The organism is Micromonospora sp. NPDC005163 (assembly GCF_053599835.1).
Window position 1 is genome coordinate 189,103 of sequence record NZ_JBSFYP010000004.1, and the last position, 12,370, is coordinate 201,472.

10 protein-coding genes, 1 tRNA gene and 1 pseudogene are annotated in these 12,370 nt (G+C 72.0%); 10 read left to right on the plus strand and 2 right to left on the minus strand.

Features of this window, described 5'->3' with window-relative positions; all coding sequences use genetic code 11:
• Positions 1–157: 157 nt before the first annotated feature.
• Positions 158–2,590, plus strand: a complete 2,433-nt coding sequence (locus ACWD6N_RS05750) for a transglycosylase domain-containing protein (protein ID WP_387324110.1) — start codon at positions 158–160, stop codon at positions 2,588–2,590.
• Between the two features lie 143 nt (positions 2,591–2,733).
• Here ACWD6N_RS05750 and ACWD6N_RS05755 read toward each other — a convergent pair whose 3' ends face one another.
• Positions 2,734–3,189, minus strand: coding sequence for a GatB/YqeY domain-containing protein (locus ACWD6N_RS05755; RefSeq protein WP_387324107.1), 456 nt, complete (start codon positions 3,187–3,189; stop codon positions 2,734–2,736).
• Between the two features lie 25 nt (positions 3,190–3,214).
• Here ACWD6N_RS05755 and ACWD6N_RS05760 point away from each other — a divergent pair, with 25 nt between their 5' ends.
• From ACWD6N_RS05760 to ACWD6N_RS05795, 8 genes and pseudogenes are all read left to right on the plus strand, one after another.
• Positions 3,215–4,108, plus strand: a complete 894-nt coding sequence (locus tag ACWD6N_RS05760; protein ID WP_450004523.1) for a metallophosphoesterase — start codon at positions 3,215–3,217, stop codon at positions 4,106–4,108.
• A gap of 104 nt (positions 4,109–4,212) precedes the next feature.
• A tRNA-Pro gene (locus tag ACWD6N_RS05765) sits at positions 4,213–4,289 on the plus strand.
• A gap of 154 nt (positions 4,290–4,443) precedes the next feature.
• A complete protein-coding gene (locus ACWD6N_RS05770) occupies positions 4,444–4,977 on the plus strand; it encodes an RNA polymerase sigma factor (RefSeq protein ID WP_387324101.1) in 534 nt (177 codons plus the stop codon).
• Positions 4,974–5,978 carry a CU044_5270 family protein gene (locus ACWD6N_RS05775; protein WP_387324098.1) on the plus strand — a complete coding sequence of 335 codons (1,005 nt, stop codon included), beginning with the start codon at positions 4,974–4,976 and terminating at the stop codon, positions 5,976–5,978. The genes ACWD6N_RS05770 and ACWD6N_RS05775 overlap by 4 nt, the downstream gene beginning before the upstream one ends.
• 102 nt (positions 5,979–6,080) lie before the next feature.
• Positions 6,081–6,698, plus strand: coding sequence for a TMEM175 family protein (locus ACWD6N_RS05780; RefSeq protein WP_387324095.1), 618 nt, complete (start codon positions 6,081–6,083; stop codon positions 6,696–6,698).
• A gap of 137 nt (positions 6,699–6,835) precedes the next feature.
• Positions 6,836–7,222: pseudogene (locus tag ACWD6N_RS05785) on the plus strand (ATP-binding protein); the annotation flags it as partial.
• Positions 7,223–7,437: 215 nt separating this feature from the next.
• The gene (locus ACWD6N_RS05790) at positions 7,438–9,432 is read left to right on the plus strand and encodes a LuxR C-terminal-related transcriptional regulator (protein WP_387324092.1); all 1,995 of its coding nucleotides are present in this window, start codon (positions 7,438–7,440) and stop codon (positions 9,430–9,432) included.
• Positions 9,433–9,507: 75 nt separating this feature from the next.
• Complete coding sequence (locus tag ACWD6N_RS05795; RefSeq protein WP_387324089.1) at positions 9,508–10,332, plus strand: class I SAM-dependent methyltransferase; 825 nt, start codon at positions 9,508–9,510, stop codon at positions 10,330–10,332.
• 28 nt (positions 10,333–10,360) lie between these two features.
• On the opposite strand, the gene ACWD6N_RS05800 is transcribed toward ACWD6N_RS05795, so the two are convergent.
• On the minus strand, positions 10,361–10,834 hold the full coding sequence (locus tag ACWD6N_RS05800) for a hypothetical protein (protein WP_387324086.1): 474 nt from the start codon (positions 10,832–10,834) through the stop codon (positions 10,361–10,363).
• A gap of 168 nt (positions 10,835–11,002) precedes the next feature.
• Here ACWD6N_RS05800 and ACWD6N_RS05805 point away from each other — a divergent pair, with 168 nt between their 5' ends.
• Entirely contained in the window at positions 11,003–12,286 is a 1,284-nt protein-coding gene (locus tag ACWD6N_RS05805) for an MFS transporter (RefSeq protein WP_354963375.1), read from the plus strand.
• The last annotated feature ends 84 nt before the right edge of the window (positions 12,287–12,370 follow it).

Here is a 12,370-nt window from a genome sequence, read left to right on the forward strand (position 1 = left end):
GCTTCCTTCGATCGGAGGAGACTCACGCCAGGTCAGACGCAACCACGCACCGGGGGTCGTGCGTTTAGCACAACGAGGGCAGCGCGCGCAGGAAATGGGGAAGAACGCCCCAGCGCCCCCTCGTTCCCTACTCGCGTACCCTGCTGAGGTGACCTGGATGCGGAAACGTGACCACAATGTGCTGACCAACGCCGCATCGCTGCTCGTATGTGGCCTGCTGGCCGGCGTGGTGGTCGCCGCGGCGGCCTTCCCCGCAGTGGCGATGTCCGGCTTGGCCGCAAAGGCCGGCGCCGAGACATTCGGCGCCCTGCCCACGGAGCTGACGGTGGCCCGCGCGCCACAGCTCGGCTACCTGTACGCCTCGGACGGCAAGACACCGCTGGCGATCATGTACGACGAGAACCGGCGCGACGTGAAGCTCGCCGACATCTCGCCGGACATGCAGAAGGCCATCATCGCGGCCGAAGACCACGACTTCTACAAGCACAACGGCGTCGACATCAACGGTGTCGCCCGCGCGTTCGTCAACAACCAGAACGAGAGCGCCGGCCGGCAGGGCGCCTCGACGCTGACCATGCAGTACGTCCGGCTGGCCATCGCGTACTCGGCCACCCACCCGGCCGACGTGGTTGCCGCGACCGAGGACACCAGCGCCCGCAAGCTCCGCGAGATGCGGCTGGCCCTCCAGGTCGACAAGGAGTTCTCCAAGGACGAGATCCTCACCCGCTACCTCAACCTCGCCTCGTTCGGCAACGGCGCGTACGGCGTGTACGCCGCCAGCCAGGTCTACTTCGGCAAGCCGCCGAGCAAGCTCAAGATCGAGGAAGCGGCGCTGCTGGCCGGCATGGTGAAGGCGCCGACCACCAACGACCCGACCACCAAGGCCGGCTTCCCGCTCGCACTGAACCGACGCAACTACGTCATCCAGAACATGGTCGACATCAAGGCCATCACCCAGCAGGAGGCCGACGCCGCCAAGGCGACCAAGCTGGTGGTGAAGGACAAGCGCACCCCCAACGGCTGCGTCGCCGCCAACGTCAACAGCTGGGGCTTCTTCTGCGACTACTTCTACCGCTGGTGGATGCAGCAGGAGACGTTCGGCTCGACGTCGTACGACCGTGAGCGGCGGCTGAAGAGCGGCGGCTACACCATCATCACCTCGCTCGACGTGCAGGCCCAGAAGGGCGCCGACGCCGCGGTTCGCAGGGCCAAGAAGGAGACCTCCAAGGAGGCCGCCATGGTCGCCGTGGTGGAACCGGGCAGCGGGCGGGTTCGGGCGCTCGCGGTCAACCGCCAGTTCAAGCTGGACGACCCGAAGAACCCGAAGAACAGGATCTCCAGCGATCCCGCGAAGAAGAGGAAGGGCATCCGGGGCAACTACCCGGCGACGGTCAACCCGCTGCTCACCGGCGGCGACGGCATCACCGGCTACCAGGCCGGCTCGACGTTCAAGATGTTCACCGTCGTGGCGGCGCTGGAGAAGGGCATCCCCCTCAGCTACACCATCAACGCGCCGAAGCAGTTCAAGTCGGAGTACATCATCCGACCAGGCCCAGCAGCCTGCGCCGGGACCCACTTCTACTGCCCCACCAACTCGACCGACAGCATGGCCGGCGTGCACACCATGTGGGGCGCGTTCGGCCGGTCGGTGAACACCTACTTCGTGCCACTCCAGCAGCAGGTCGGCGCGGAGAACGTGGTCAAGGCCGCGAAGAGGCTGGGCATCAACTTCCGAGCCCAGGAGGACCTGGACCTGGAACGGGGGGCGCACCAGTGGGGCGCGTTCACCCTGGGCGTCTCGCAGACCACCCCGCTGGACCTTGCCAATGCCTACGCCACCCTGGCCGCGGACGGCAAATTCTGCGAGCCGATCCCGGTGCAGGAGATTCGGGACCCGGAGGGCAAAAAGCTGGACATCGCCAACCCGCGCTGCGAGAAGCGGTTCAGCACCGAGGTGGCCCGCGCCGCTGTGGACGCGGCCCGTTGCCCGGTCGGTGACCGGTCGACGACCTCCAGGTGCACGGGAGCCACCGCCGGCAACGTGCGGAGGGACGTCGGTGCGCCGGTGGCCGGCAAGTCCGGCACCACCGACTCGGAGAAGACCGCAGCCCTGGTCGCGATGACCAAGCAGTACGCGGTGGCCGGCATCATGGCCGACCCGGACTGGCCGCAGACCAACGTCAAGATGAAGCACGGCGAGAAGGACGGCATCAACCCGCCGGTGTGGGAGACGCTGCGGGACGCGATGAAGGGCAAACCGGATATCCCGTTCGACCCGCCGGGCCAGAAGATCTCCCAGGGTGACCAGCGCAGCATCCCCAGCGTGAAGTGCGCGTCGGTGGACAGCGCGAAGTCCCGGCTCAAGGACGCCGGCTTCGACCCGGTCGTCTCCGACACGAAGGTGACTTCGACGTGTCCGGCTGGCACCGCCGCCGGCACCAGCCCGGACGGGCGCACCATCAAGGGCGGCGTGGTCACCATCCAGGTCAGCAGCGGCGGCGGCGCTCCCCCGCCGGGAAACACCACGCCGAACAAGCCGAACCAGCCCGGCACCCCGGGTCGACCCGGCACGGGCCGCCCGGGCGGCTGAGCCGACGAGCAAGACGCACGAAACGGGCGGGCACCTTCGAGTGCCCGCCCGTTTCGTCTGCCCGGACTGCGTCGGCGGGTTTCAGGGCCGCGCGGTGTCCGGACCGCGCGGTGTCGGAACCCCGTTGGTCTGGGTGCCGCCGGTCAGAGGCCGAGCTGGCGGCGTACCTCAGCGGCCACCCGACCACCCTCGGCCTGGCCGGCCACCGCGGCCTGGGCCGCCTTCATCGCCGGGCCCATCTGGGCCTTCCCGGTGATGCCGCCCGCGGCGAGTGCCCCAGACACCAGCTCGGTCAACTCGGCGTCCGAGAGCTGCTTGGGCAGGTAACGGTCCAGCACCTCACCCTCGGAGGTCTCCTTCGCCGCCTGCTCGGCGCGGCCCGCGTCGGCGAAGGCGGTGGCCGCCTCCCGGCGCTTCTTCGCCTCCTTGGTCAGCACCACGAGCACCTCGTCGTCGGTGAGCTCGCGCTTGGCCTTGCCGGCGACCTCGGCGGTGCCGACGGCGGCCAGGGCCATCCGTAGCGTGGAGGTGGTCAGCTCGTCGCGCGCCTTGAGCGCGGAACGCATGTCGGCGGTTAGGCGGTCCTTCAGCGTGCTCATGGACGGTCAAACTACCCTGAACGGCATGCGAAAGCGCACACTATTCCGGCTCGCCGCCGGAACCGCCGCGGTTGGAGCGGCCACCCTCGCGTACGCGTCACTCGTCGAGCGCAACATGTTCACCCTGCGGCGGTACGACGTACCGATGCTGCCGGCCGACGCGGAGCCGCTGCGCGTGCTGCACCTGTCGGACCTGCACATGATGCCCGACCAGGCGCGCAAGCAGCGCTGGGTGGCGTCGCTGGCCGCCCTCGACCCGGACCTGGTCGTGGTGACCGGCGACAACATGGCGCACCCGGGCGCGGTGCCCGGGGTGTTGCGGGCGCTGCAACCGCTGCTGGACTACCCGGGCGCCTTCGTGTTCGGCTCCAACGACTACACCGGGCCGGTGTGGAAGAACCCGTTCACCTACTTCCTGCCCGACCGGGAGTACACCGAGGGCGTCGACCTGCCCTACGAGGAGCTGCGCCAGGTGTTCACCGGCGCCGGCTGGTTGGACCTGAACAACGCCCGCACCATGCTCAAGGCCGGCGGCCGGCAGATCGACCTGGTGGGCGTGGACGACCCGCACATCGAGCGGGACGACTACGGCGCCGTGGACGGCCGGGTCTCATCCTCGGCGGACCTGTCCATCGCGCTGGCGCACTCCCCCGAACCACGGGTGCTGGACCGGATGGCCGCGGACGGCTTCGGGCTGCTGCTGGCCGGGCACACCCACGGCGGGCAGGTCCGCGTACCGGGCGTCGGGGCGTTGGTGACCAACTGCGGGCTGCCCCGCTCGATGGCGCGCGGGCTGCACCGGTGGCCGGGCTCGGACTCCTGGCTGCACGTCTCCGCGGGCCTGGGCACCCACCCGACCGCTCCGGTCCGCTTCGCCTGCCCCCCGGAGGCGACCATCCTCACCCTGATCCCCCGCTGACCCGCGCGCCCGCGCCGTCCCGGCGTCCCGCCGTCAAGATCCGCCCCCCGGGGGTACCGAGTTTGACCATCGGGACGGGTGGGCTACTATTTGTCGGCACGCCTCGGGGTGTGGCGCAGCTTGGTAGCGCGCTTCGTTCGGGACGAAGAGGTCGTCGGTTCGAATCCGGCCACCCCGACCAGAGGTAAAGGTCAAGGCCCCTCCACCGAGGGGCCTTGATTCGTTTCCGGCGCTCACTGTCCTGCCGGAAGCAGCGAGAAGGCAGCAAGCGACGCGGGCAAGCGGATACGGTCCGGTCCTGTAACCCCCGGCCGCCGACCGACACAAGTAGGGGTATGAGGGAAGTCGACGCCCGGGGAGCCGACTGGTTCCGCGGGATCTACGCACGGCACTATCCGGACGTCGTGCGCTACGGACTGCGGCGACTCGACGGCCTGACGGCGGCGGAGGAACTTGCCCAGGAGGTGTTCCTGGTGGCCTGGCGGCGCCGGTCGGAACTGCCGGCGCGGACGTTGCCCTGGCTGTACGGGGTCGCTCGTCGGCTGTTGGCCAACCATTGGCGTACCCAACGGGCCGTACCGCCGCCCGTGGAGCTGACCGAAGCTGCCGCGTTGGACCGTCATGACGGCGTCCTGCGGCTGGTCGATGTGCGCGCGGCGCTCAGCCGGCTGTCGGACGACGATCAGGAAATCCTGCGGCTGGTCGGCTGGGAGCAGTCATCGCTGAGCGAGGCGGCACTGGTCCTGGGCTGCGGTGCAGCCACGGCCAAAGTGCGGCTGCACCGGGCTCGACGGCGACTGACCGAGATGCTCCGGGAACAGTCCGAACAGACCCCCTTACTCGACGGCCAGCTGGGAGGAGCGCGATGAACAAGCGAGTGCGTGAACTGCTGGAGGCCGCTGACCCGGCCCGCGGGATCCAGGTGGGGGCCGGTGACGTCGAGGAAGTGTTGCGGCTCGCCAGCAACGACGTCACGTCCTACGACCAGGTGGTACCTGCTCGGCGGGCGCGGCGACTCGTTGCCGTCGGGGCGGCCTTCGCCGTAATCGCCGTTGCGGCAATGACGGTCACGGTCCTCCGGCCCACCGCCGGGCCCTCCGGATCATCCCAGCCTCCGATCGTTCCGGGTGCCGCTGGCGTCCCGGCCCACTGCCTGAGCACGATCGCGGACCGGATGCGGGCCACGTCGTACGACGGAAAGGCCGGACGGTATGAGTACCTGCACCGGAGGGGGCAGAGCGGCAGCTCGGGACTGCGACCGGGTAGCCGCACTCAGTCGGTGAGTGTGCTGTTCAGCGAGGAGACGTCGCGGTGGCTCGCGGCCGACGGCTCGGGACGCATTCGCATCGTGCGAGGAGCAGCGACCTATCCGGACGAAGCATCACGGAACTTCTACGCTGAGCACCCAGACATGATCCCGAAGGAGGGTTCCGACACGGACGACCTGCGCCCCGGAGACTTCAGCGTCCTGCCACTGCCGGCGGCGGAACCCGCGGCAATGGGCCAGGCGCTGTACCAGGCGCGGGAGAACGGGCCATCGCACGTGCTTGTCAGCGTCGCGGAGCTGAACAACGAGCGGGTCGTGGACTTCGCGCATCGGGTTGCGCTGCTGCGGTTCCTTGCCGGAACGGAGGGGGTGACCTGTCGCGATGAGCAGACTGACCCGGCAGGACGGACCGGGATCGTGGTGTCAGCCGACCTCGGCCGAGGTCCCCAGCCGAGCCCCGGCGATTGGGGCAGGGAATATCTGCTTTTCGACCCGCAGACCGGGGAGTTGCTGGCCAGGGGCTACGGTGCCAACTCCGCAGCGGGCGGTATGTCATGGTCGACCGTGTACCTGGAACGGGGTTACACGGACGTGCTCGGCTGACGACGTCACGGCGACATGCGGTTGGCCGGCCGAGCGGGGAAAGCCGTTGTGACCCGGGTTGAACGCCCACGGCACGTCCGGATGGTGCGGTAGAACTGTCGGGTGAGCCGAACCCGGCTGGAGGTGTTCAGTGATGCGGTCTTCGCGGTCGCGATCACGCTTCTCGCGCTGAATCTGGCGGTGGCCGGCCCGGGTCATGGCCCGCTCCTGCATCAGGTCGCGGAACACTGGCCCTCATTCGTCGCCTACCTGATCAGCTTCGCCACGATCGGGCTGATCTGGGTCAACCACCACGCCCTCATCGACAACCTCGTCGTCATCGACCGGACCCTGGCCCTCCTCAACCTCATCCTGCTGCTGTTCGTGGTTCTGATCCCGGTGGACACGGCGACGGTGGCCAAGTACCTCGCCCTGGGCGGGCAGGACGCCCAGGTGGCGGTGACTCTGTATGCGGCTGCCTTCCTGGGGATGGGGCTGAGCTTCGCTGGGATCTTCGAATGGACCTTGCGGCCGGGCCGGCTCCCCCAGCCCGTGCCGGCGGGGATCCGTTGGAGGGCGCGGCTGCGATTCGGGGCAGCATCGATCCTGTATCTGGCCGCGATCGCCGCCGCCTTCGTCAGCCCGCCGGTGGCACTGGCCATCATCGCCGGCGTCCCCGTCTACTACATCTTCGAACGCGCCCCGGCGCTCGGCTCCCCCGCAGGCGCGCGGCAGCAGTGAGCCGCTGCCGGACGAGGGTTCAGCCCCCGTCCGGAGCCAACCGTCGTCGAGCAGGCCTACGCCGAGTTGTCGGTTGACCACGTCGAGGGTCTCCGCCGCACACCGGCCGGGCGCCCTGCTGACTAGCATCGACCGTGATGGAGCTGCTGGAGCGCGCAAACGCGCTCGCCACCCTGGACAGGCTGCTGGCCTCCCCCGGCGGCGCGATCGCGCTCGTCGCCGGCGAGGCGGGTGCCGGCAAGTCCGCCCTGGTCAACGCGTTCGCGGCGACGGCCGAGCCACGTGCCCGGGTGCTCTGGGGCAGCTGCGACCCGCTGCTGACGCCCCGGGCACTCGGCCCACTGCACGACATCGCCCGTCAGGTCGGCGGCGTACTCGCGGAGCGACTGACCGCGCTGCACGCGGCGGCGGAGGCCGAACGCCGCGGCACGGTGTTTGACGCGCTCCTCGACGAGCTGACCGGTCCCCGGCCCGGGCGCCGGGCGGTGATGGTGGTGGAGGACGCGCACTGGGCGGACGGGGCCACTCTGGACCTGATCGCGTACCTGGGGCGACGGTTGGCACGCCACCCGGCGCTGCTCGTACTCACCCTGCGCGACGACGAGGTCGGAGCGGAGCATCCGCTGCACGGCGTGCTCGCCGGCCTGCCCCGGCCGCTGGTCCACCGGCTGCCGCTGCCCGCCCTGTCCACGGACGCCGTCGCGGCGTTGGCCCGCCGCGCCGGCCGCGCCCCGGCGGGTTGTACCAGGCCACCGGGGGCAACCCGCTGCTGGTCACCGAGGTGCTGGCCGCGACCGGTCCGGGTGTGCCGCCGACCGTACGCGATCTGGTGCTGGCCCGGCTGGCCGCGCTGTCGCCGCCGGCGCGGGAGGTCGCCGCCCTGGTCTCGGTGGTCCCGTCCCGGGCCGAGCCGTACCTGCTGGTCGATCATCCGCCGGCTGCCGTGCAGGAGAGCCTGGACCGGGGCGTGCTGGTGCCGGCGGGCAACGGGGTGGCGTTCCGGCACGAGCTGCTGGGCCGGGCGGTGCGCGAGTCACTGTCCCCGGTGCGCCGGGCCGCGCTGCACGCGGCCGTGCTGGCCCGGCTCACGCCACGGGCCGACGTCGACGCCGCCCGGCTGGTGCACCACGCGCACCACGCTGACGATCCCACGGCGGTTCTGCGCTGGGCGCCCGTGGCGGCGCAGCGGGCGAGCCGAGCGGGGGCGCACCGGCAGGCGGCGGACCACTACACCGTCGCGCTCCCGCACGCCGCGGGTCTGCCGCCGCCACGCCGTGCCGCGTTGCTGGAGGCGTACGGGACCGCGGCATATCTGGCCGGGCTGGGCGCGCAGGCGCTCGCCGCACGGCGGGACGCGCTGGCCCTGCGGGAGGCCGAGGGCGAGCCGCTGCGGATCGGTGAGAACCTGCGCTGGGTGTCCCGGCTCTCCTGGTGGACCGGGGACAGCACGGCAGCCCGGGCGGCGGGCACCCGCGCGGTCCAGGTGCTGGAGTCCACGCCCCCCGGCGTGCAGTTGGCCATGGCGTACAGCAACATGTCGCAGCTGCTCATGCTCGGTGACGACATCGACCGGGCCATCGACTGGGGTGGCCGGGCCCGGGAGCTGGCCCGACGGCTCGGCGACGTGGAGACCGAGGCCCACGCGCTGGTCAACGTCGGCTCGGCGCGCCTTCAACGCGGCGACGTCGCCGGGGTCATCGAGCTGGAACGCGGGCACACGCTGGCCGCCGCCCACCACCTCGACGACCACGCGGCCCGCGCGCTGGTCAATCTCGCCACCGTGTCGGTGGACTGGCACCGGCTGACGCCGGCTGCCGAGGCGCTCGATCGCGCGCTGCGCTTCACCACCACCCGGGACCTCGACGGGTATTCCCGCCATCTGCTCGGCTACCGCGCCCGGCTGCGGCTGGCCACCGGAGACTGGTCCGGCGCCCGCGCCGACGCCGAGCAGGCGTTGAGCGGCACCGAGCAGCCCGGCGCGAGTCTGGCCCCGGCACTGGTCACGCTGAGCCGGCTGGACGCCCGGTGCGGCGGCCGGGCCGGGCCACACCACTTGGACGGCGCGACCCGCTGGGCCGCGCAGAGCCGCGAACTCCAGTTCGTCGTGCCGGTGGCCGCGGCGCTGGCGGAACGGCACTGGCTGGCCGGCGAGCCGACACGGGCAGCCGCCGAGCTGCGCCGGGTCCACGGGCTGGCGGTCGACGCCGGGCAACCGTGGTTCGCCGGGGAGCTGGCGTACTGGCTGTGGCGGGCCGGGGAGCCGGTCGGAGACACCGGGGCGCTGGCGTCCCCGTACCGGCGGCTGATCGAGGGCGACTGGGCCGGTGCGGCCGAGGAGTGGCACCAGCTCGGCTGCCCGTACTCCAGGGCCGAGGCGCTGGCCTGCGGCGACGACCTGGCGGCCGGCGAGGCGCTGCGGATCCTGGACGGGCTTGGTGCGGTCGCCGTGGCCCGGCGGTTCCGGGCCGAGCTGCGCGGACGCGGGATGGCCCGGGTGCCACGGGGGCCGCGCCCGGCGACGGCCGCACACCCGACGGGCCTGACCGCCCGGCAGCGGGAGGTGCTCGCGCTGCTCGCCGAGGGGCTGAGCAACGCCGAGATCGCGGCCCGACTGTCGCTCTCCACCCGGACCGTCGGTCACCACGTGTCGGCGGTGTTGGACAAGCTCGCCGTGCCCAGCCGCGGTCAGGCGGCCGCGGCGGCCCGCCGGCAGGGCCTGGTGCCGCCAAAATAGGTGTTTCTGCCGATCCCCCGGGGCAGCGCCCCACCTAGCGTCGGTGGCACAACGATCCGTCCGAGGGGGGACCACATGACCACCGCACTCGATCTCAGCGCTGTGAAGGCACGCCAGCAGGTGACCTGGGCCAGCGGCGACTACGGCGCGGTCGCCGCGCTCATCCACCCGATCGCCGAGTGGCTGGTGGCGGCAGCCGACCTGCCGGCCGGCGCCCGGGTGCTGGACGTGGCGACCGGCACCGGCAACGCCGCCATCGCCGCCGCCCGCTGCGGCTGCGTGGTGACCGGCGTCGACTACGTACCCGAACTGCTGGAGCGTGGCCACGCCCGGGCGGCGGCGGAGCGGCTGCCGGTCACCTTCGTGACCGGCGACGCGGAGCGGCTGGCGTACCCCGACGGTTCCTTCGACGCGGTGCTCTCCGTCGTCGGCGTGATGTTCGCGCCGGACCAGGAGCGGGCAGCGGCGGAGCTGCTCCGGGTCTGCCGACCCGGCGGCACGGTGGCGTTGGCGTCGTGGACGCCCCAGGGATTCATCGGCGAACTGTTCCGCACGGTCGGGCGCCACGTGCCGCCGCCGGCCGGGCTACGCCCGCCGGTCCAGTGGGGCGACGAGGGCCGGGTCCGCGAGCTGCTGGGCGGGTCCGTGGGCGAACTGCGGGCGGTACGCCGTGAGTTCGTCTTCCGCTTCGGCACCCCGGAGGAGTTCGCGGACTTCTTCCGGGCCAACTACGGGCCGACGCTGAAGGCGTTCGAGGCGCTGCCCGAGGAGCGGCGCCCGCAACTGCACGCCGACCTGGTGGAGCTTGCCCGGACGCACAACCGCGCCAGCGACGGCACGGTACGGATCCCGGCGGAGTACCTGGAGGTGGTGGCGCAGCGGGCGCCCGAGCCGGCATGACCCGGGGGTAGCCGGATCGGGCGTGGCGTCAGTCCTGCCGCTCGGTGCGCTCGATCTCGGCGAACGCGGTGGCCAGGTAGCCGTCGAGCGGCCGGCCGGCGGTCGACAGCAGGTCGGCGACGAGTAGCGGGGCGTGCCGGGCGACCGCCGCCGGGCCCGGCGGGTTGTCGTCGTCGCCCGGGTCGTACACGCCGAGCGCCCCGGCGAGCAGCACCAGCACCACGTGCGGGTCGACCTCCGGAAGCCAGCCGGCGGCCGAGCGAACGCAGGCCTCCAGCACCTGGCGGACGTCGTCGCCGTCCAGCCCGTCCGGATGTGTCTCCTCCAACAGCAGCCGGACCGCCGCGCCGAGCACCAGGCCGGACCGGTCGGCACCGGTGAGCCGCTGCACGGCCGCCTCGTACGCCGTGGGGTCGCGCTGTTGTGCGGCGGCGACGGCCTCGCCGGCGGCGACGGCGATCTCACGGGCCGGTGCGGGCAGGTGTCGCCAGGTCACACTCACGGCGCCAGCATGGCAGAGCACACCGACGGCTGGCATCCGCACCGACCGTGCGTGCCGCCGGGCTGGACGGACCGGGGCGTGGGCTCCGTCACGGACCCGCCGCCTCGTGCGCGGGGAGCGCCGTAATCGGTTCGCCAACCGTCACACCCGGCGAACAGAATGCCGGACATGCTGCGTCGCTCCCTGCCCCGCCGTTCGGAAGCTCGCCGGATCCTCCTCGGCACCCTGCTGTCGGCGATCGGGCGCGGGCTGACCCTGCCGTTCCTGTTCATCTACCTGACCGACGTGCGCGGGCTCACCGACACCCGCGCCGGCCTGGTGATCGGCTGGTACGGCGCGGTCACCCTGGCCCTGTCGCCGCTGGGCGGGACACTGATCGACCGGTTCGGCGCCCGCCGGGTGGTGGTGCCGTGCCTGCTGGTCGAGGCGGTGGGCACCGGCTCACTGGCGCTGGTCCACTCGACCGGCTCGGCCCTGCTGGTGATGACGGTGATCGCGATCGGCAGCTCGGCGATCTGGTCCGGGCAGAACACGATCCTCGCCTCGCTGACCGACGACGGCGAGCGGCAGCGGGTCTTCGGTCTGAACTTCGCCCTGCTCAACCTCGGCATCGGTATCGGCGGCATGACCTCCGGCGCGATCATCGACACCGCCCGGCCGGGCACCTTCCAGGTGATCTACCTGCTGGACGCGGTGAGCTACCTGATGCCGGCGCTGATCCTGCTCACCCTGCCGGGCGTCGGCCACCGCCTCGGCAAACGTCGGACGGGCGGCGAGCCGTCGGCCGGCGGCTACCTGACCGTGCTCCGCGACCGCCCGTTCCGCCGGCTGGTGATCTTCGGACTGGTCCTCACCACATGCGGGTACGCCCAGATCGAGGTGGGCTTCGCCGCGTACGCCGTGCGGGTCGCCGAGGTCAGCCCCCGGGTGGTGGCCTGGGCGCTCGCGGCCAACACCGTGATGATCGTGCTCGCCCAGCTGCTGGTGATCCGCCGGATCGAGGGGCGCAGCCGCACCGCCGCGCTCGCGGTGGTCGGCGCGGTGTTCGCCACCGCCTGGTTGGTTCTCGGCGCGGCCGGCCTGGTCAGCACCGGAAACGCCCTGGTGGCCGCCCTGTGCGTGGTGGCCTGCTCGGCGATCTTCGGCTTCGGCGAGACGATGCTGTCGCCGGTGATGCCGGCGCTGACCAACGCGCTGGCCACCGATGAGCTGCGCGGCCGGTACAACGCCATGAGCTCGATGATCTTCGGAGTCAGCGGCGTGATCGGTCCGGTGACCGCCGGCCCGCTCATCGGTGCCGCGAACGGCATGGTCTGGGTGGCGGTGGTGGTCGGCGGCTGCCTGGTGGCCTCCCTGGTGGCGCTCTCGCTGCGCCGGCTGCTCACCCCCGAGCAGGACGGCCGGGTCACGACCGGCGCAACCTCCCCCGAGCCGACACCCGCCACGGCCTGACCACGCCCCGCGCCCGCGACCGTGGCGTCGTACTCCGGAACGGGTCGGGCCCCGGAGCGGATGCTCCGGGGCCCGATCGTCGCG